Genomic DNA, 18,180 nt, shown 5'->3' with positions numbered 1-18,180 from the left:
CATGCGTATTCTCATCGCCCCGAGTGGTTTCAAGGAGTCCCTGAGCGCGGGGATGGTCGCCGAGGCCATCGCCCGCGGGGTACGCCGGGTTCTGCCGCTGGCCAGGACCGAGACACTGCCCCTGGTGGACGGTGGCGAGGGCTCGGCCGCCGCGCTGGCCGAGGCGCTGGGCGGGCGGCTGGTGCCGTACACGACGACCGGGCCGGTGGGCGCGCCGGTGGACTCGCACCTCGCGCTGCTGCCCGGCGGGACGGCGGTGGTGGAGATGGCGGCGACCGCGGGGCTGCGGCTGGTGCCGCGTGAGCTGCGCGATCCGGGGCTGACCACGACGTACGGGGTGGGCCAGCTGATCGCCGCCGCGCTCGATCACGGCGTGCGGCGGGTGCTGGTCGGCTGCGGCGACTCCGGCACCTCCGACGGCGGCGCGGGCGCCCTGACGGCGCTGGGCGCCCGGCTGCTCGACGCGGAGGGGCGCGCGCTGCCGGCGGGCGGCGCGGCGCTGTCGCGGCTGGACCGGATCGACGTCTCCGGGCTGGACCCCCGGCCGGCGGGCGTGGAACTGCTCGTGGCCTGCAACCCGTGCAACGTGCTGTGCGGCCCGCGCGGCGTGGCGCGGGTGTTCGGGCCGCAGAAGGGCGCCACCCCCGAGCGGGTCGAGGAACTGGCCGCCGCGATGGAGCGCTGGGCCGAGGTGCTGGAGCGCGACCTCGGCGCCGGCGGGCTGCGGACCGCGCCGGGGAGCGGGGCGTCCGGCGGTCTCGGCGCGGGTCTCGCGGCGCTCGGCGGGCGGTTGCTGCCGCGCTTCGAGGTGCTGCTCGACCACGTGGACCTCGACGCGAGGATCGCCGCCGCCGACCTGGTGATCACCGCGGAGGGGGCGATCGACGCGCAGACGCCGTCGGGGAAGATCCCGGCCGAGGTGGCGCGCCGGGCCAAGAGGTACGGCAAGCCCGTCCTCGCCCTGGCCGGAACCATCGGCGCCGGGGCCAGCCAGGTGCACGAGGCGGGCATCGACGCCTTCGAGAGCATCGTGCCGGGGCCCATGCGGCTGGCTGAAGCGATCGACGGCGGCGAGGAGTTCCTGGTGGCGGCGGCCGAGCGGGCGCTGCGCATGGTCGTGGTGGGCGCCCGGCTCCAGCGGGCCCGCGGCACGTCCGAGATCATGACGGCCGCGCTCCCCGGGATCCCGGGAAACGGGCCGTCGCCGGGAACGGGCCGCCCCGCCGTCCCGCCCGCGGCCGACCAGGCGTCGGCGGACCGTGCCTCCGGGGGCCGGGTCGCGACGAAGCCGCGGCCCTCAGAGGGCGGGATCACGAGGATGCCGTCGATCTCCGGCGTTCCCCCGCTGACGGAGCTGATCAGGGGGCGGGTCGCGTGATGGGACGGAAGTGGGCGTCCACCAGCCCCATCCGGTGGGCCACCACCGCCGCCTGGATGCGGTTGCGCAGCCCCAGCTTCTCCATCACCGCCCCCACGTGCGTCTTGACCGTGGTCACGCCCACGTGCAGGAGCTCGGCGATCTCGCTGTTGGACAGCCCGGAGCCGAGCAGGGTCAGCACGTCCAGTTCCCGGTCGGTCAGGTGGGGCGCGGGCGCGGCCTCGGCGCGTACGTCCTCGGCGGCCAGCGCCCGCTCCACCACCCGGCGCAGCACGGACGGCGCCAGCAGCTGCTCGCCGATCGCGGCCCTGCGCACGGCGTCGACCATGCGCTCGGGCTCGTCGTCCTTGACCAGGAAGCCGAGCGCGCCGGCGCGCAGGGCGGCGTAGACGTTGGCGTCCTCGGCGAAGGTGGTCAGCACGACGATCCTGGCCGACGGGGTGGCCGCCAGGATGCGCCGGGCCGCCTCCAGGCCGTCGACGCGGGGCATGCGCAGGTCCATGAGGATGACGTCGGGCGTGAGGTGGGCGGCCAGGCGCACGGCCTCGGCTCCGTCCTCGGCCTCGCCGACCACCTCCATGCCGCCCGCCGCCTGCAGCAGCATGCGTACGCCCGCCCGTACCAGGGCCTGGTCGTCGGCGACCAGCACGCGGATCACGCGGATCACGCGGCGCTCCCCCGGGCGCCGGGCAGGGTGGCGCTCAGCAGCCAGCCGCCGCGCCCGTCGGGTCCCGCGGTCAGGGCACCGCCGAGTGCGCGCACCCGCTCGCGCATCCCGGCCAGCCCCTGGCCGGAGGAGGGCAGCGGCTCGCGGGTGGTGACCGGCGGGCCGTTGCGTACCTCGACCGACAGGCCGCCCGCGGTGCGGGCCCGGGTGACGCTGACGCTCACCTCGGTGCCGGGTCCTGCGTGTTTGAGCACGTTCGTCAAGCCTTCCTGGACGATGCGGGCGGCGGAGGCGCGGGTGACCAGCGGCGCCTCCTCCATGGCGGGGTCGACGTCGAGCGCGACCACGAGGCCGGCGGCGCTCATCCGCTCGGCCGACTCCCTGACCACGTCGCCGGGGTCGGCGAGCAGGTCGGGCGGGCTGTCGGGGTCGCGCAGCAGGTGGAGCAGGCCGCGCAGGTCCTCCAGCGCCTGGTGGCCGGTCTGGCGGATGTCGGCGAGCGCGTCGGCGATCGGGCCCTCGGGCGCGGCGTAGTGGGCGGCGCCGGCCCGCAGCACCATGGCGCCGACGTGGTGGGCGACGATGTCGTGGACCTCGCGGGCGATGCGCTCGCGCTCGGCGAGCTGGTCGGCGCGTACCTGGGCGACCGCCAGGCGGGCCGACTCGCGGGCGCGCAGCTGTTCGGCCGAGCGCGCGGCCTGGTTCGCGCCGAGGTAGCGGCCGATCGCCACCGGCGTGACGACCAGCGCCATCAGCACCACGACGCGGACCGGCGTGGTCTCGACGCCGGGCTCGACCACGGCGATCGAGCCCAGGATGCACGCGGCGAGGTAGACCGCGGCGGTCCACAGCCACGAGGAGACCCGCATCGCGAACACGCCGATGGAGATGAGCACCAGCAGCATGCAGGTGTTGACCACCTGCGGCAGGTAGCTGTCGGCGGCCAGCAGCAGCAGCCCCTGGAGCAGGAAGACCAGGCCGGGCAGCCGCCGCGCGACGCCGAGCGACAGCCCGCCGGCCACCGCGAGCAGCCCGGTGACCCAGATCGGCTGCTCGGCGGCGTGCCAGCTCGTCCAGGTGCTGAGCACCGCGTAGGCGACGCCGCCCGCCGCGAGCAGCAGGTCGGGCGCGATGGCGCGCTCTTCCAGCCGTACGGCGGGCCGCCGCAGATAGGCGCCGAGCAGCGCGGGGAACAGCGCTATCCCCACCGAGTACATCCACGCGGTGGACGTGAACGCCACGCCCGGGTCGGCGATGTTGAACGCGCTCGCCAGCGCGCCCGCCGCCACGGCCGCGACCATCCGGGACCAGCGGGTGCGGTAGGCGGCGGCGCCGAGGGCCGCGCACAGCAGCACCTGCGCCGTGTTGGAGGTGAAGGACCCGATCTGGTCGGTGTAGACGAGGAAGCCCGCGAGGTAGAGGACGACGGCGACCGGCCAGCGGCGCACGAACCCCATCGGCGCCCCGGCCAGCACCGCGAACAGGATCACCGACAGGGCGGGACGCTCCTCCCACGCGGGAGCCTTGCCCGATATCAGCAGGTCCAGGCCGATGCCGGAGGCGGCCAGGAGGAGATCGAGCGGCACTCCCCGCCATCGCCAACGCATGGACAAACGCTATCCCCGCGTGTCGGCTACCGGGTCCTCCCCGGGGAGGACCGGGCCTCCTCCAAGTGGCCGGAACTCTGTCCGTTCGACCGAGGAGTGAGCCCCGATCTATGCCGTAAGTTTCCTCACATGTCTAACGACACCGCTCTCTTTCTGGGCCAGTTCCTGCGCTCGCCCGCCAGCATCGGCGCGCTCGCACCCAGTTCCAGGCGGCTGGCCGAGGCGGTCTCGGCCCCGATCCCGGAACGCGGAGAACCGGTCGTGGTCGAGCTCGGCCCCGGCACCGGCCCCTTCACGGCCGAGATCCAGCGCCGGTTGTGCGGGCGCGGGCACCACCTGGCCGTCGAGTTGAACGACTCGCTGGCCGGGCTGCTCGCCCAGCGCTACCCGCTGGTGGACGTGGTACGCGACGACGCCGCCCGGCTACCGGAACTGCTGGCCGAGCGCCGCCTGAACCGCGCGGACGTGGTCGTCAGCGGCCTGCCCTGGGCCGCCTTTCCCGAGAGCCTGCAGCAGCAGTTGCTCGGTGCGGTGTGCACGGCGCTCGGCTCCGGCGGGGCGTTCACCACGTTCTCCTACATCCACGCCATTCCGCTCAGCGCCGCCCGCCGCTTCCGCGGCCTGCTGGACGAGCGGTTCGAAGAGGTCGTGCCGGGCCGTACGGTGTGGCGCAACGCGCCGCCCGCCTTCGTCTTCCACGCGCGCCGCCCCCGCCCCTGAGCCTGCCCGCGCGGATCAACGATGATCCGCGCGGCTCGACCCTGACCAGAACTTCCTTCTACGATGGGCCGATGGATTTCACGCTTCCGGAGAGCGCGCTGGCCGTCCAGCGCGGCGTCGGCGACATCTGCGCCCGATACGACATGGACTACTGGCAGCGCTGCGAGGCCGAGAAGCGGTGGCCGGAGGAGGTCTGGGCGGAGCTGGCCAAGGGCGGGTGGCTGGGGCTGGCCGTACCCGAGGAGCATGGGGGTGGCGGTCAGGGGCTGCTGGAGCTCGCGGTCGCGACCGAGACGCTGTCGGCGTCGGGATCGGCGGGGGGCTCGGCGTTCACGTACGTGCTGACGCCCGGCTTCGGCGCGCTGACCATCGCCCGGCACGGCTCGGACGAGCAGAAGGCCGCGCTTCTGCCCAAGATGGCCACGGGCGAGATCGAGACGTGCTTCGCGCTGACCGAGCCGGACGCCGGGTCGAACTCCCTGGCCATCACCACCTCGGCCCGCCGCGACGGCGACGAGTTCGTGGTCAGGGGCCAGAAGATCTGGATCACCGGCGTGCAGCGGGCGACGTGGATGCTGCTGGTGACGCGGACGATCCCGGCGGCCGAGGCCAAGCCGCGCACCAACGGCCTGACCGTGCTGCTGGTGAACGTGCCGGAGGCGGTGGCCGCGGGCCAGCTCAGCTACCGGCCGATCCCCAAGATGGGCGCGAACACGACGCCGTCGAACATGGTGTTCCTGGACGACCTGCGGGTTCCGGCGAGCGGTGTCGTGGGGCAGGTGGACCAGGGCGCGCTGGTGCTGTGGGACATCCTCAACCCCGAGCGCATCCTGCTGGCCGCCTCCGCGCTGGGCGGGGCCGAGGTGGCGCTGCGGGTCGGGGTCGCGTACGCCAAGGAGCGCGAGGTGTTCGGCCGGGCGATCGGCGCGAACCAGGCGATCGCGTTCCCGCTGGCCCGGGTCAAGGCCAAGATCGAGCTGGCCCGGCTGATGTTGTACAAGGCGGCGTGGTCGTTCGACCGCGGGCTGCCCTGCGGGACCGAGGCCAACATCGCCAAGCTGACCGCCTCGCAGGCCGCGTGGGAGGCGGCCGACGCAGCCTTCCAGACGCACGGCGGCATGGCGTACTCGCTGGAGTATCCCGTGGCCCGCCTGCTCACCGACGCCCGGATCGGCAAGGTGGCGCCGGTGACCGAGGAACTCCTCCTGAACTACCTGGCCACCCAGGTCCTCGGCCTGCCACGCAGCTTCTGAGGCAGCGCGCCTCGCCCACGCCCGGAGGCGGTGCCGAGCCGGTCGGCGGACTAGAAGCTCGGCGGCCGCTTCTCGCGCAGCGCCCGCACGCCCTCCCGCACGTCGGGGCCGGTGAAGCCGAGGAACTCCATGGCCAGCGAGGCGTCGAAGGCCGGTCCCGCCATGCGCAGCCAGTTGTTGAGCGAGTACTTGGTCAGCCGGATCGCCTCCTGGGCGCCGGCGGCCAGCCGTACCGCGATCTCCATGGCCTTGTCGTGGACCTGGTCGTCGTCCACGCACAGGCTGACCAGGCCCATCCGCTCGGCGTCCGCGCCGGAGACCGGCTCGCACAGCAGCAGGTGGTACTTGGCCTTGGCCATGCCGCACAGCAGCGGCCAGATGATGGCCGCGTGGTCGCCCGCCGCGACGCCGAGGCGGGTGTGGCCGTCGATGATGCGGGCGGTGCGCCCGGCGACGGAGATGTCGGCCAGCAGCGCCACGGCCAGCCCCGCGCCGACCGCGGGGCCCTGGATGGCGGAGACGATCGGCTTGGAGCAGTTGAGGACGTTGTAGACGATGTCGCGGGCCTCGCCGAACACGCGCAGCCGGGTGGCGTGGTCGAGCGTCATCTCCTCGATCATCGACAGGTCGCCGCCGGCGGAGAACGCGCTGCCCTCTCCCCTGACCACGACCGCGCGGACCGCGTCGTCGCGGTCGATGTCGCGCCAGATCTCGGCCAGTTCGCGGTGACCGGCCATGTCGACGGCGTTGAGGCGGCGCGGCTCGCTGATGGTCACGCGCAGCACGCCGTCGGCGGGCATGTCGGTCTTGAGCTTGTCGTAGGAGTAGATCACGGGGCCAGGTCCTCGCGCAGCCGCTCCGCCACGTACTCGCGGGCCTCGATCGCCTGGTCGAACAGCCCCGGCAGGCCGAAGAAGCTGTGCACGGCGCCGTCGAACCTGCGTGACTCCACCGCGACCCCGGCCTTGGCCAGGCGTTCGGCGTAGCGCTCGCCCTCGTCGCGCAGCACGTCGCATCCGGCGGTCACGACGGTCGCGGGCGCCAGCCCCTCGCAGGAGTCCAGCCGCAGCGGCGACAGTCGCGGGTCGGCCGGGTCGGCGCCCGGCGCGTACTGGGCGAAGAACCAGGCCATCTCCCTGGCGTCGAGCCCGAAGCCCTCGCCGAACTCCCGGTAGCTCGGCGTGTCCATCGCCGCGTCCATGACCGGGTAGACCAGCACCTGGTGGGCCAGGCTCAGCCCGGCCTCACGCGCCTGCCAGGCGGCCACGGCGGCGAGGTTGCCCCCGGCGCTGTCGCCGATGACGGCCACGCGGCCGTTGCTCTGGTAGAAGGCGGGCCGGGCGAAGACGTCGCGCACCACGGCCCAGGCGTCGTCGGCCGCGTCGGGGAAGACGTTTTCCGGAGCGAGCCGGTAGTCGACGGAGACCACGACGGAGCCGGTGCGGATGGCCAGGTCGCGGCCCACGGCGTCGTTGCGCTTGACGCTGCCGAAGACGAAGCCGCCGCCGTGGAAGTAGACCACCACCGGCAGGGCGTCCTCGCCGCGGTCGGAGCGGTAGATCCTGATGGGCACGCCCTCGGCCGTCTCGTCGCGCACGAACGGCAGGTGCGTGATCGGCCCGCGCTCGGCGGCCAGGCCGTCCTCCGCGCGCATCCGCTGGATGGCGCCCAGATCGAGCGTGTCCGGGTCGACGCCCAGATCCGACGGGAAGCGCGCGACGAAGTCCCGCGCCTGGGGATGCAGCGGCATGATCCGAAGCCTAGCGGGCCGCCTCCACGAGCGCATCGAAGAGCTTGATCTCCTCGGCGCGTTCCGGGTGCCACTGCACGCCCACGCCGAAACGGTGCCCCTGGAGCTCGATCCCCTCGACGATCTGGTCGTCGGCCCAGGCGACGGCCAGCAGGCCCGAGCCGAGCCTGCGTACCGACTGGGTGTGCGGGGCCACCACCTCGACCTTGTCGCCCACGGCCTTGCCCAGCTTGCTCGACACGCTCACCTGGATCACGTGCGGGCCCTGTTCGCCGTGCCGTTCGTGGTCGAGCACGTCGGGCAGCCAGGGGATGAGCGTGCCGCCCTGGGCGACGTTGAGCACGTGCATGCCGCGGGCCACGGCCAGGATGGGCACGTCGGCCTGGACGGCGGCGCGGGCCAGCGCCAGCTCGAACCGGTCGCGGTGCGCCTGCGGCTCGGCCACCCTGGCGTCGTCGTCCTCGCCGTAGGCCTGCGCGCCGACCTCGACGCCACCGGCCAGCACGATGCCCTTCAGCCCGCGTACGTAGTCCTCGACGGCGTGCAGGCCGAGCGGCGGCAGGATCACGGGGGCGCCGCCGGCGCGGGTGACGGCTTTGGCGTACGAGGGCGGAGACAGCACGGCCTCCCTGACCCAGTCGCCCCAGCGGGCGGCCTCGAAGTAGGCGGTGATACCGATCAGGGGTCGAGACATGCGATCTCCAGGGAGTTGGGGCCTCAAGCCCATCATGGCGCAGACCATTTCGGTTATGTCGGCTCTCCCGGAGATCCCGTTCTGTCACTTCTATCCCCGCCCGAATCTCACGTGCTGATCCGCTTCTCGGCTATCGGTGGGCGGACAGGAGGTCGCCGGCGGCGCGGGCGAAGGCGAGGACCCGCGCGCTCCCTCCCCCCGACCGCCACATGAGGCCCCACTCGACCGGGGCCGCGTCGCCGAAGGGCACGTAGGCCACGTCGGGGCGGGGGTGGTAGCGGCGGGTCTGCGCGCCGACCGGGAACACGCCGCGCCCTGCCCCCACGAGCGTGAGGATCTCGTGCAGGGTCGCCGCCACCGGACCCGGCGCGATGGCCCGGCCGGCCGGTGTACGGCGGGGCGTACGGTCGGCCCGGTGCGACTCCGGCACCGACTCGGGCAGCCGCAGCACGGGCACCCGGGCCAGATCCTCGACCGACACCCGCGTCCTGCGGGCGAACGGATGCCCGGCGGGCACCGCCAGCATCCGCGCCTCGCGCACCAGCACCGGCCCGGCCACCACGCCGGACGCGTCCATGGGGAAGCCGGTCAGCGCCAGGTCGGCCACGCCCTCGCGCAGCCAGGGCACGACGTCGCCGAGCTGCGCCTCCCTGATGTCCACCGCGCACCCCGGCTGCCTGGCGCGGAACTCCTCGGCCGCCCCCATGACGAGCTGCCCGCCGGCCGGGCCCACGAAGGCGACGGTCAGCGTGCCGGTGATGCCCTTGCCGGTCTCGATGGCGCGTTCCACGGCCGCGCCGATCAGCTCCCAGGCGGGCCGGATCTCCTCGTGCAGCTGCCGTCCCACGGCCGACAGCTCGACCCGCCGGCTGCTGCGGTCGAACAGCGGCACCCCGACCTTCCGCTCCAGCTTCTTGATCGTCTGGCTGACGCGGGCGGTGGACACGCGCAGCCGCTCGGCGGCGCGGCCGAAGTGCAGTTCCTCGGCCAGCGTCAGGAAGGCTTCCAGCTCGTATCTCTCCACCATGCCACCCCGGACCGTTAAACCACGCTTCATGATCCTTGCACAGACTCGCATTGATGACGAGAACGGACGAAACAAGGATGAATCACATGTACGTCACTACTGACCGCGCGCTCGCGGACGGCGCGGACCCGCGCGACCTGCCGGAGATCATCGACGCCCTGTACCGGTTCGCGCTGGGCCAGGACCTGGGGGACGCGGAGCTGTTCGCCTCGGCCTTCGCCGAGGACGCCGGCCTGGACTTCGGCCCGGCCGCGGCGAAGTGGGGGGCCGCGCCGCCGGTGATGTCGGGCAGGGACACGATCGTCTCGGCCATCCTGGGCGGGTTCGCGGGCCGGGTGGCGACCACGCACCAGGTCACCAACCCGCGCGTCCAGGTCACCGGCGACACGGCCCGCCTGACCGCGATGGTCGAGGCCCAGCACCTGCTCACCGCCGACCGGAGCGTGCACGCGCTGCTGAAGAACCTCTACGACGTGGAGCTGGTACGCGAGGGCGGGCGCTGGGTGATGACCCGGGTGGTGATCGACAACCGCTGGTACACCGGCGACCCGCCCGCGATCTTCGGCTAGAGGCGGACCGGGAGGGTGGCGGCGGAGTTGGAGAACAGGGAGGGGACCGGGGGGATGCGCGCGGCGTCCAGCGACATGCCGGGATAGCGGGCGAACAGGGCGGGCAGGGCCACCGCGGCCTCCAGACGGGCCAGCGCGGCGCCCAGGCACACGTGCGGCCCGCCGCCGAAGGCCAGGTGACGGCGCTGCTCACGGGTGAGGTCGAAGCGGTCGGCGTCCGCACCGTGCTGCGCCGGGTCGCGGCCCACGGCGCTGTAGGGGGCCAGGATGGCCTCGCCCGCGGGGATCGTCACACCCGCCACCGTGAGGTCCTCCAGGGGGTAGCGGGCCATGAAGTTGCCGATGGGCGCGTCCCAGCGCAGCGTCTCCTCCACCACCGCGGCCCAGGTGGCCTCGTCGCCCTTCAGGGCCAGGGAGAGCTGGTCGGGGTGGGTCAGCAGCGCCCGTACGGCGTTGACGACCAGGCTCAGCGTGGTCTCGTGCCCGGCGGCCAGCATGAGCCAGATGGTCCCGGCCAGTTCCTCGTCGGTCAGCCGGTCCGGGTCGTCCACCTGCGCGGCGATGAGCGCGCTGGTCAGGTCGTCGCCCGGTGCGGCGTGCTTGCCCGCCACCAGGCGGCCCAGCAGCAGGTGGATGTCGCGCTGGGTGCGCAGCACCTCCTCGGGGGAGGTGGTCGAGCGGAAGATGCTGTCCACGAGCGTGCGCAGCTCGTCGCGCTCCTGCTCGGGCACGCCGACCAGCTCGCAGATCATCCGCATGGGCACCGGGTAGGCGTAGTGCGGGCGCAGGTCCACGGTTCCGTCCGGGGCGGCGTGGCCGGGCAGCTCGTCCAGGAGCCCGTCCACGATCTGCTCCAGCCTCGGCCGCATGCCCTGCACGCGGCGCGGCGTCAGCGTCTGGGTGACGAACTTGCGCAACCGGTGGTGCTCGCGCCCGTCGGCGGTGACCATGTTGGTGACCTTGACCATGCCGATCAGCGGCCAGTCGTCGGGGATCTCGCCGCGCCGGATGGCGTTCCAGTTGCGCCAGTCCTTGCTCACCCGGCGGTCGGCGACCAGTTCCGCCAGGAGTTCGTGGTGGGTGACGGCCCAGGCCCGGACGCCGCCGGGCAGCTCCACCCGCACGACCGGCCCCGCCTCGCGCAGCCTGGCCGCCTCGCCGTGGTGGTCGGTTCCGGCCGGGTCGAGCGTGATGATGTCCATCAGTGATCTCCAAACAGGACCGGGAGCGCCGCGGGGCAGCGGGTCCACGGCGAGGGGTGCGGGGTGAGCTCGTCCGGCGCCACCGCGAGGCGGACGTCGGGCAGCAGGTGCAGGGCCGTCTCGACCGCGGTGCGGGTGATCAGGCGCGCCGGGACCGGGGCGGGGCAGGCGTGCGGGCCCGCGCTCCACGCCAGGTGGGCCCGGTTGCCGAGTTCGATCACCGCTTCGCCGGTGTGCGCGCCCGGGTCGGCGTTGGCGGCGGCCAGACCCAGGACCAGGGCGTCGCCGCGCGCGATGCGCCGGCCGCCGAGTTCGGTGTCGCGCAGCGCGTACCTGGCGGGCATGTTCGTCATCGGCGGGTCGCGCCACAGGACCTCGTCGAGCGCGTCGTCGACGCCGAGCCGTCCGCCGCGCATGCGGCCGGCGAAGCGCGGGTCGGTCAGCACCAGGCGCAGCGTCTGGGAGATCCACGTGGTCGTGGTCTCCTGGGCGGCGGAGATCATCACCACCATCGACTGCAGCACCTCGGCGTCGCCGTTGAGGTCGTGGTGGCGCAGGAAGCGGCTGGTGAGGTCCTCGGCGGGGTCCTGCTGGCGGGCGTGCATGATGCCGCCGAGGATCTCCTCGAACTTCCTGTTGCCGGCCTGGGAGTCCTCGGCGCTGCCGAACAGCGCGCGCAGCGCCGCCAGCAGCTCGTGCCCCTGGGTGACGTCCAGGCCGAACAGGTCGGCGATGGCCAGCATGGGGATGACCGCCGCGTACTCCCCCACCAGGTCGGCGCTGCCCTTGTCGCGGAAGCCGGCGATCAGGTCCGCGCACATGCCCTCCACCGAGCGGCGCATGCGCCGCTGGTCGATCGCGGCCACGCCGTCGTCCAGCGGACGGCGCAGCCTGCGGTGCTCGCCGCCGTCGGCGCCGATCACGTTCGGCCGCCAGAACATCATCGGCCCGAGCCCCGAGTCCGGCGGCACCACCCCCTCCTGGAACAGCCGCCAGTTGCGGGCGTCGCGGCTGTAGAGCTTCTCCTGGCGGGTGATGGTGAGGATCTCCTGGTAGCCCATGACGAGCCAGGCGCCCACCCCGGGCTCCAGCTCGACCCAGGCCACGTCACCCCACTGGGCCCGCAGCTCCTCGTAGTCGGTGGTGGCCGTGAGCGGGGTGGTCATGCCTTCTCTTTCTGTACGGCGGGCGCCTTCTGGCCCGCCTGCTCTTTCTGTACGGCGTGCTCGACCAGCGTGATGAGGCAGTCGAGGGAGGAGGCCCGGTTCCTGGCGTCGCACTCGACGATCGGCGTGTCCGGGGCCAGGTCGAGCGCCTCGCGCAGCGCCTTCCTGCTGTGCCTGACCGAGTCGGGGAACAGGTTCACGGCCACGGCGAACGGCATGTCGCCGCGGAGTTCGAGCTGGTCGAGCACCTCGAAGCTGCCTTCGAGGCGCCGCGTGTCGATGAGCACCAGCGCGCCCACCGCCCCTTCCGACAGCCCCGCCCACAGATCCCAGAAGCGCTGCTGGCCCGGCGTGCCGAACAGGTAGAGGGCGGTGAGCGGGCTCAGCGTGATGCGGCCGAAGTCCATGGCGACCGTGGTGGTGGCCTTGGCCTCCAGCCCGGCCAGGTCGTCGACGCCGACGCTGGCCTGCGTCATCGTCTCCTCGGTGCGCAGCGGCTCGATCTCGCTGACCGACCCGATCATGGTGGTCTTCCCTACGCCGAAGTCGCCGACCACGAGGATCTTCACCGATTCCTGGACCGTGTCGGGAAGGTAGCGGTCAGCGGAGCCTGCGGAGGCCATCCAGCACCTCCTTGAGCATGTTCGGTGACGGCCGGGCGACTTCGGGGATACGCGAGCGGGCGGTCAGGTGGCCGGAGTCGACCAGGTCGGAGGCGAGGATCGAGGCGACGCTGAGCGGCAGTTCCAGGTAGGCCGCCGCCTCGGCCAGCGACAGCAGCCTGCGGCACATGCGCACCAGGTCGCGTTCCTGGCGGCTGGCCGAGACCGGCAGCGGCTTGCCCGCCTCGGTGACCACGAGCAGCGTGTCCAGGCCGATCGTGTTGCGCGAGGGGCGGGCCCTGCCCTGCGTCAGCACGTACGGGCGGACCGCCTGGTCCTTGTAGCCGCCCGGGTCCGTCATGCCCTGCGGGCCGGGGTGCTGAAGTTCCGTTCTCCGATCTTGATGACCTGGGCCTGCATCTGCTGGGCGATCAGGCGCGGGTCCACCACCGGCTCGGTGATCACCACCAGGTGGGAGCCGGTGCCCGCCGAGCGCGCGAACAGGTAGCCGCCCTCGAAGCCGACCATCAGCTCCTTGACCGCGCCGCCGTCCATGCCGAACTCCCTGCCGACGCTCTGCGCCAGCGACTGCAGGCCCGAGCAGGCCGCCGACAGGCGGTCGGCGACGTCGCGCGGGGTTCCGGCGGAGCGGGCCTTCAGCAGCCCGTCGGAGCTGAGGACGACGACGTGCCTGACACCGGGGACCCAGACGACCTCGCCGATCATCCAGTCCTGGTCCTGCTGCATCCATTCCTCCGTCATTCGTCGTCGCCGGGCTCGGTATCGGCGTTGTGGTCGAAGAAGGCCGCCATCCAGGCGCCCGCCTGCTCGGGCGTCGTGTCGGTGCGCGCCGGTGCGGGCTGGTCCGCGGGCACGCCTTCCTCGCCTGGGCCCTCCGCCGCGGTGAACGGGCCGCCCGCCGTACCCTCTGCCGGGGGCGCGGCCTCGCCGCGCTTGGAGCGGCGGCGGGGCAGCTCGGGATCCTGGGGGGCGGCGTGCGGCGCCCTCTCCTCCGGTACGGCGGGCCGGGCCGCCCTGACCGGCGGCGCGGACACCGGTTCCAGCGTCTCGACCACCTCGGTCGGCACCAGCACCACGGCGCGCACGCCGCCGTAGGGCGAGGGCAGCAGGTCGGCCAGGAAGCCGTGGCGGCGCACGTAGTGCCCGATGACGGCCAGCCCCGTCTGCGGGATCTCGCCGACCTCGCCGACGCCGACGGTGCGGCGGCCGGAGACGACCTCGCGGGCCTGCTCCAGGTGGTGCTCGTCCATGCCGACGCCGCCGTCGTCGATCTCGATGACCGCGCCGCGCTGGACGTTGCGGATGGCCACCAGCACCGTGGTGGCGGGGGGCGAGGACTGGGTGGCGTTGGCCAGCAGTTCGGCGACGAGGTGGATGAGCGGCTCGACGACCTTGGCCGAGGCGGCGGTGTCGGGGTCGCCGGAGACCTCGACGCGCTTGTAGGCGACGATGCGCGAGGCGGCGGCGCGTACCACGTCGACCAGCGCGAGCGGCTTGGGCCACTGCTGGCCCGGCCAGTCGCCGCACAGCACGGCCAGGCTCTGCGCGTGGCGGCCCTGCTGGGCGGCGGCGTGGTCGACCTGCATGCTGGCCTCGAGGACGTCCGGGTTGCCGGGGTGCCGCTCGGCCATGAGCGAGACGGTCTCCTGGATGCGGTGCGCGGAGGTCTGCACCCGGCGCGCCAGCGCCACGACGGCCAGCCGCAGCGACTCCTGCCGCTCGCCGTCCTGCTTGGCGGACCCGGCCACGGCGTCGAGCACGTCCTCCAGCCGGGCGGCCACCTCCTCGTCCAGGGCCCCGTTCTGGTACGGCGGGGGCACCGGGGTGTCGTTTCCCACCGCCGGGATGCGCTCGGTGACCAGGTGCTTGACCGCCTCGTCGAGGGCGGCGGCGCGGGCGGCCAGGTGGTTGTTCCACTGGAGGTTGCGCTGCTGGACGTGGTGCTGGAACTCGGCCTCGCGCTGCTTGCTCGCCCGCTCCCGCTGCTCCAGGGCCTGGACCGTGGCTCCGTGCTCGTACCGGACGGCGGCCACGGCCACGGCGCAGACCAGCGCCAGCACGCCCGCGGCCACGGGTAACCAGGCGGCGGCGCCGGTCGCGGCGGCGAAGGCCAGCAGCGCGGCGAGGATGGGGAGGGCCAGGGTGACGGGCCAGAGCCACTGCGCCTGCTGGGGCGAGCGAGGGGAAGCCATGACAACCTTTGCATGGGTGGATGGGAGGCGTGGCCGTCCTGCGGGGTGTCGCTTGTGGCGGCGGAGGAACTCACACACCAAGATCCGATTATTCCGACTTCACACGATCAGTCAATCCATCTCGCGTTATCTGTCAGATATATGGCAAAGGTTGGTTTTATCCCGGTTTTGGATGATTTATCAGCTTTTAGGGGTGTTTTCGGGCCCGGCTGGCGCGCACCCCGCCCCCGGCACCCTCTAATATGTCTGGCAGATACGTGAGCGCGCTCACCGTGCGAGCGCCGATCGGAGGAGAGCACAGGCCGGCGACCTCCGTCATATGTCTGCCAGACGCATTATGCTGGCCGCATGGCACAAGATGATCAGCTGCCCGACCTGACGCCCACCGCGTGGGCGATCCTCGGCTTCCTGTCGTTGAAGGCGCAGTCCGGCTACGAGATCCTGCGGGCCGCGAAGCGCTCGATGGAGGCGTTCTGGGGCATCAGCAACGGCCAGCTCTACCCCCAGCTGCGCCACCTGGCCGAGCAGGGGCTCATCCGGCCGGACGGGGAGGCCGAGGGTCCGCGCTCACGCCAGCGCTGGGAGATCACCGACTCGGGCCGCTCCGCGCTGCGCGCCTGGCTGGAGTCGCTGTCATCGCCCGTCCAGATCAGGGACGAGAACCTGGTCAAACTCTTCTTCGCCGGCGGCGGCAGCCCCGACCTCGTCGGCCGCCTCCTGGAGGAGCGCAAGAACATCTTCTCCCAGTTCGAGAAGGTGATCGACGCGGTGCTGCCCGGCGACCAGCTGCCCGAGGCGGAGCAGGCCGCCTCGCTGGGCGCCCCCGAGCTCCTGTTCCGCTACGGCAAGCACTTCACGAAGTCGACCATGCGCTGGATCGACCAGGAGGAGTCCCGCATGCTGGCGGCCCTGCGAAAGGCCGAAGAGGACGACGAGGGGCGCTCCTGAGCATGGACCTCCTGACTCCCCTCACCCTGGCCGTCACCGCCTGGCTGGCCGCCGTCGTGGCCAGGCGCGCGCTCGGCATCCCGGTCGGCTGGCCCCGCACGATCGTCGTCGGCCTGTTCGTGACCAGCGCCATCGGCTCGGCCGTCACGTCGTTCTCCGAGTTCGCCGGGATCGTCGCCGACGGCCGGATCATGGTCTCGATGCCGGCCGCGTACCTCGTCCTCAGCCTGGTGATCGCGTGGGTGTTCGTCCTCGGGCTCACCGCCCTCGTGGTGCTGGAGGTGGTCGTCCCCACCGGCACGCTGCCGTCCCCGCTCGACCTGCTCAAGGGCTGGCGGGCCCGCCGCCGCCGGGCCCGCCGCTACACACAGATCATGAAGATCGCGGTACGGCACGGCCTCGGCGGCTACCTGCGCGGCAGGCGCAGAACCGACCCGTACCACGGCGACACGAAACTCGCCCGCTCCCTGAAGGCGGCGCTCAACGAGGGCGGCGTCACCTTCGTCAAGCTCGGGCAGATGCTCTCCACCCGCCGCGACCTGATCCCCGGGCAGTTCGCCGACCAGCTCGCGACCCTGCAGACCAGGGCGGAGCCCGAGCCGTGGCCCGAGATCGAGGCGGCCATCAGGGCGGCGCTCGGCAGGCCGGTGGCCGAGGTGTTCGCCTCCGTCGACCCCGAGCCGATGGCCGCCGCCTCCGTCGCCCAGGTGCACGCGGCGCGGCTGCTCGACGGCCGCGAGGTCGTGCTCAAGGTGCAGCGGCCGCGCGCCCGCGCCCAGGTCGCCTCCGACATGGAGATCATCCTCAGGCTCAGCCGCAGGCTGGAGCGCGGCACGCCGTGGGGGCGCTCGCTGCGGGTGTTCACGCTGGCGAAGGGGTTCGCCGCCTCGCTGGAGGAGGAGCTCGACTACACCGTCGAACTCGACAACCTGCGCAGTGTGTCGGCCACGCTCGACGGCGGCATCGCGGTGCCCGAGGTCGTCGAGGAACACTCCAGCGGCACGCTGCTCGTCATGACCCGCCTGCGCGGCACCCCCGTCGGCGCCGCCGCGCCCATACTGGCCGCCCTGGGCCCCGAACGGCGCGGCCAGATCGCCCACCGGCTGCTCAGCGAGGTGCTCAGGCAGCAGGTACGCACCGGTGTCTTCCACGCCGACCTGCACCCCGGCAACGTCCTGGTCGACGAGGACGGCGGGCTCGGCCTGCTCGACTTCGGCTCCGTCGGCCGGCTCGACGACTCCACGCGGCGGGCGCTCGGCATGCTGCTGCTGGCCGTGGACAGGGACGACGCGATCGCCGCCACCGACGCCCTGATCGAACTGCTCGACCGGCCGCGCGGCCTGGCCGAACGGGACCTGGAACGGCAGATCGGGCAGCTCATGGTCCGCTACCGGAGCGGAACCGGGCGCGGCGGGTCGAGCGGCATGTTCGGCAGCCTGCTGAGGGTGGTCCACGACCACGGCTTCGCCGTACCGCCGCAGATCGCGGCCGCCTTCCGCGCGCTCGCCGCGCTCGACGGAACCCTCGCGCTGATCAGCCCCGACGTCGACATGGTCGGAGCCGCCCGCGAACAGGGCCGCGCGCTGATGCGCGAGGCCGTCGAGCCCGGCAGGGTCAGGGCCGATCTGGAGGAACGGCTGGCCGGCTACCTGCCGATCCTCCAGCGGCTGCCGCGACGCGTCAGCCACGTCGTCGAGGATCTGGAGCAGGGCAGGCTCTTGTTCAACGTACGGCCGCTGGCCGACGACGGGGACCGGCGGTTCCTGACCGGGCTGGTGCAGCAGATCGTGATCGCGGTGCTGGCGGGGAGTGCCACGCTGGGCGCGATCATGCTGATCACGGCGGACATCGGGCCGATGATCACACCGAACATCCGGTTGCTGACGGTGGTCGGGGGTGCGTTCCTGCTGATCGGGTTCATCCTGGCACTGCGGTCGCTGGCCCTGGTCTTCAACCCGAGATCCGACTAGCGCCCTTTCCCGTCCCCTATGTGCTCTCAGCGGGCCGGCCGGTGCCAGGCCTCGCGGATGGCCGCTCCGGCATCCGCCACCGACCCGGCCGCCCGCCACGCCACGGTGGGCGCATGGCCCATGGGTGGCGGTCGGGGCGGGAGCGGGCCGGGGTGGGGTGCGGTGGTCAGGCCGGTGGGGGCGGAATGGGGGCGGCTTGAGCGAGAGAAAGGGGGGAATGCGAATCCGATTAACTTTCACTTTTAAAGTCCGCCGCCATAACCAGATGAATGCGGAAAATAACGTTACAGTTACGGATAGTTGTGGTTCGCACCATATTGAGGTGAAACGGTTGTGGCTCCAACGCAGTGATGTAAGACTCCAAAGCGAGCGATCGGCCGAGCCGGGGCCCGTCGAGCGCTCGTCACCCGGAGC

At 72.8% G+C, this 18,180-nt stretch carries 18 protein-coding genes; 6 read left to right on the top strand and 12 right to left on the bottom strand.

The window, feature by feature from the left end:
• Position 1: 1 nt before the first annotated feature.
• On the top strand, positions 2-1,378 hold the full coding sequence (locus ACIBI5_RS42400; protein WP_397255641.1) for a glycerate kinase: 1,377 nt from the start codon (positions 2-4) through the stop codon (positions 1,376-1,378).
• Here ACIBI5_RS42400 and ACIBI5_RS42395 read toward each other — a convergent pair.
• Positions 1,359-2,036: a response regulator gene (locus tag ACIBI5_RS42395; RefSeq protein WP_397255746.1), complete on the bottom strand. Its 678-nt coding sequence runs from the start codon at positions 2,034-2,036 to the stop codon at positions 1,359-1,361. The two genes, ACIBI5_RS42400 and ACIBI5_RS42395, sit on opposite strands and share 20 nt — an antisense overlap.
• A 5-nt stretch (positions 2,037-2,041) precedes the next feature.
• Entirely contained in the window at positions 2,042-3,652 is a 1,611-nt protein-coding gene (locus ACIBI5_RS42390) for a histidine kinase (protein ID WP_397255639.1), read from the bottom strand.
• 129 nt (positions 3,653-3,781) lie between these two features.
• On the opposite strand from ACIBI5_RS42390, the gene ACIBI5_RS42385 reads away from it, so the two are divergent.
• Positions 3,782-4,372 carry a class I SAM-dependent methyltransferase gene (locus ACIBI5_RS42385; RefSeq protein ID WP_397255637.1) on the top strand — a complete coding sequence of 197 codons (591 nt, stop codon included), beginning with the start codon at positions 3,782-3,784 and terminating at the stop codon, positions 4,370-4,372.
• 71 nt (positions 4,373-4,443) lie between these two features.
• Positions 4,444-5,625, top strand: coding sequence for an acyl-CoA dehydrogenase family protein (locus ACIBI5_RS42380; RefSeq protein ID WP_397255634.1), 1,182 nt, complete (start codon positions 4,444-4,446; stop codon positions 5,623-5,625).
• Positions 5,626-5,675: 50 nt separating this feature from the next.
• Here the strand turns inward: ACIBI5_RS42380 and ACIBI5_RS42375 are convergent, their stop codons facing one another.
• The 4 genes from ACIBI5_RS42375 to ACIBI5_RS42360 all read right to left on the bottom strand — a co-directional run bounded on the left by ACIBI5_RS42375 (position 5,676) and on the right by ACIBI5_RS42360 (position 9,096).
• On the bottom strand, positions 5,676-6,458 hold the full coding sequence (locus ACIBI5_RS42375) for an enoyl-CoA hydratase/isomerase family protein (protein ID WP_397255632.1): 783 nt from the start codon (positions 6,456-6,458) through the stop codon (positions 5,676-5,678).
• Positions 6,455-7,375: an alpha/beta hydrolase gene (locus ACIBI5_RS42370; RefSeq protein ID WP_397255630.1), complete on the bottom strand. Its 921-nt coding sequence runs from the start codon at positions 7,373-7,375 to the stop codon at positions 6,455-6,457. The genes ACIBI5_RS42375 and ACIBI5_RS42370 overlap by 4 nt, the downstream gene beginning before the upstream one ends.
• A 10-nt stretch (positions 7,376-7,385) precedes the next feature.
• Positions 7,386-8,069 (bottom strand): gamma-glutamyl-gamma-aminobutyrate hydrolase family protein, encoded by a 684-nt coding sequence (locus tag ACIBI5_RS42365; RefSeq protein ID WP_397255628.1) that lies wholly within the window; start codon positions 8,067-8,069, stop codon positions 7,386-7,388.
• 130 nt (positions 8,070-8,199) lie between these two features.
• Positions 8,200-9,096, bottom strand: coding sequence for a LysR family transcriptional regulator (locus tag ACIBI5_RS42360; protein ID WP_397255626.1), 897 nt, complete (start codon positions 9,094-9,096; stop codon positions 8,200-8,202).
• Positions 9,097-9,182: 86 nt separating this feature from the next.
• On the opposite strand from ACIBI5_RS42360, the gene ACIBI5_RS42355 reads away from it, so the two are divergent.
• Complete coding sequence (locus ACIBI5_RS42355; RefSeq protein ID WP_397255624.1) at positions 9,183-9,665, top strand: nuclear transport factor 2 family protein; 483 nt, start codon at positions 9,183-9,185, stop codon at positions 9,663-9,665.
• On the opposite strand, the gene ACIBI5_RS42350 is transcribed toward ACIBI5_RS42355, so the two are convergent.
• Genes ACIBI5_RS42350 through ACIBI5_RS42325 form a run of 6 tightly spaced genes read right to left on the bottom strand, consistent with a single transcriptional unit; the run spans position 9,662 to position 14,848 of the window.
• Entirely contained in the window at positions 9,662-10,867 is a 1,206-nt protein-coding gene (locus tag ACIBI5_RS42350) for a cytochrome P450 (RefSeq protein ID WP_397255622.1), read from the bottom strand. The genes ACIBI5_RS42355 and ACIBI5_RS42350 overlap by 4 nt on opposite strands.
• Positions 10,867-12,033 carry a cytochrome P450 gene (locus ACIBI5_RS42345; RefSeq protein ID WP_397255620.1) on the bottom strand — a complete coding sequence of 389 codons (1,167 nt, stop codon included), beginning with the start codon at positions 12,031-12,033 and terminating at the stop codon, positions 10,867-10,869. Before ACIBI5_RS42345 ends, ACIBI5_RS42350 begins: the two co-directional genes overlap by 1 nt.
• Entirely contained in the window at positions 12,030-12,656 is a 627-nt protein-coding gene (locus ACIBI5_RS42340; RefSeq protein WP_379623144.1) for an ATP/GTP-binding protein, read from the bottom strand. The genes ACIBI5_RS42345 and ACIBI5_RS42340 overlap by 4 nt, the downstream gene beginning before the upstream one ends.
• The gene (locus ACIBI5_RS42335) at positions 12,634-12,996 is read right to left on the bottom strand and encodes a DUF742 domain-containing protein (RefSeq protein ID WP_397255618.1); all 363 of its coding nucleotides are present in this window, start codon (positions 12,994-12,996) and stop codon (positions 12,634-12,636) included. Before ACIBI5_RS42335 ends, ACIBI5_RS42340 begins: the two co-directional genes overlap by 23 nt.
• Positions 12,993-13,382, bottom strand: coding sequence for a roadblock/LC7 domain-containing protein (locus tag ACIBI5_RS42330; protein ID WP_397255616.1), 390 nt, complete (start codon positions 13,380-13,382; stop codon positions 12,993-12,995). Before ACIBI5_RS42330 ends, ACIBI5_RS42335 begins: the two co-directional genes overlap by 4 nt.
• A gap of 11 nt (positions 13,383-13,393) precedes the next feature.
• Complete coding sequence (locus ACIBI5_RS42325; RefSeq protein ID WP_397255614.1) at positions 13,394-14,848, bottom strand: ATP-binding protein; 1,455 nt, start codon at positions 14,846-14,848, stop codon at positions 13,394-13,396.
• A 348-nt stretch (positions 14,849-15,196) separates the two neighbouring features.
• Here ACIBI5_RS42325 and ACIBI5_RS42320 point away from each other — a divergent pair, with 348 nt between their 5' ends.
• Both ACIBI5_RS42320 and ACIBI5_RS42315 read left to right on the top strand, forming a co-directional pair.
• Positions 15,197-15,796 (top strand): PadR family transcriptional regulator, encoded by a 600-nt coding sequence (locus ACIBI5_RS42320; protein ID WP_397255612.1) that lies wholly within the window; start codon positions 15,197-15,199, stop codon positions 15,794-15,796.
• 2 nt (positions 15,797-15,798) lie between these two features.
• Positions 15,799-17,766, top strand: a complete 1,968-nt coding sequence (locus ACIBI5_RS42315) for an ABC1 kinase family protein (RefSeq protein ID WP_397255610.1) — start codon at positions 15,799-15,801, stop codon at positions 17,764-17,766.
• Positions 17,767-18,180: the final 414 nt, after the last annotated feature.

Source organism: Nonomuraea sp. NPDC050540 (assembly GCF_044457485.1).
GTDB lineage: Bacteria > Actinomycetota > Actinomycetes > Streptosporangiales > Streptosporangiaceae > Nonomuraea.
Note: the sequence above shows the minus strand (reverse complement) of the source record. Positions and strands in the feature narration are given on the sequence as shown.

What these genes read in the sequence shown, in the direction of transcription:
- ACIBI5_RS42400 (WP_397255641.1), top strand. Translation starts at nt 2, where the DNA reads ATGCGTATTCTCATCGCCCCGAGTGGTTTCAAGGAGTCCCTGAGCGCG.
- ACIBI5_RS42390 (WP_397255639.1), bottom strand. Translation starts at nt 3,652, where the DNA reads ATGCGTTGGCGATGGCGGGGAGTGCCGCTCGATCTCCTCCTGGCCGCC.
- ACIBI5_RS42385 (WP_397255637.1), top strand. Translation starts at nt 3,782, where the DNA reads ATGTCTAACGACACCGCTCTCTTTCTGGGCCAGTTCCTGCGCTCGCCC.
- ACIBI5_RS42380 (WP_397255634.1), top strand. Translation starts at nt 4,444, where the DNA reads ATGGATTTCACGCTTCCGGAGAGCGCGCTGGCCGTCCAGCGCGGCGTC.
- ACIBI5_RS42370 (WP_397255630.1), bottom strand. Translation starts at nt 7,375, where the DNA reads ATGCCGCTGCATCCCCAGGCGCGGGACTTCGTCGCGCGCTTCCCGTCG.
- ACIBI5_RS42365 (WP_397255628.1), bottom strand. Translation starts at nt 8,069, where the DNA reads ATGTCTCGACCCCTGATCGGTATCACCGCCTACTTCGAGGCCGCCCGC.
- ACIBI5_RS42360 (WP_397255626.1), bottom strand. Translation starts at nt 9,096, where the DNA reads ATGGTGGAGAGATACGAGCTGGAAGCCTTCCTGACGCTGGCCGAGGAA.
- ACIBI5_RS42355 (WP_397255624.1), top strand. Translation starts at nt 9,183, where the DNA reads ATGTACGTCACTACTGACCGCGCGCTCGCGGACGGCGCGGACCCGCGC.
- ACIBI5_RS42350 (WP_397255622.1), bottom strand. Translation starts at nt 10,867, where the DNA reads ATGGACATCATCACGCTCGACCCGGCCGGAACCGACCACCACGGCGAG.
- ACIBI5_RS42345 (WP_397255620.1), bottom strand. Translation starts at nt 12,033, where the DNA reads ATGACCACCCCGCTCACGGCCACCACCGACTACGAGGAGCTGCGGGCC.
- ACIBI5_RS42340 (WP_379623144.1), bottom strand. Translation starts at nt 12,656, where the DNA reads ATGGCCTCCGCAGGCTCCGCTGACCGCTACCTTCCCGACACGGTCCAG.
- ACIBI5_RS42335 (WP_397255618.1), bottom strand. Translation starts at nt 12,996, where the DNA reads ATGACGGACCCGGGCGGCTACAAGGACCAGGCGGTCCGCCCGTACGTG.
- ACIBI5_RS42330 (WP_397255616.1), bottom strand. Translation starts at nt 13,382, where the DNA reads ATGCAGCAGGACCAGGACTGGATGATCGGCGAGGTCGTCTGGGTCCCC.
- ACIBI5_RS42325 (WP_397255614.1), bottom strand. Translation starts at nt 14,848, where the DNA reads ATGGCTTCCCCTCGCTCGCCCCAGCAGGCGCAGTGGCTCTGGCCCGTC.
- ACIBI5_RS42320 (WP_397255612.1), top strand. Translation starts at nt 15,197, where the DNA reads ATGGCACAAGATGATCAGCTGCCCGACCTGACGCCCACCGCGTGGGCG.
- ACIBI5_RS42315 (WP_397255610.1), top strand. Translation starts at nt 15,799, where the DNA reads ATGGACCTCCTGACTCCCCTCACCCTGGCCGTCACCGCCTGGCTGGCC.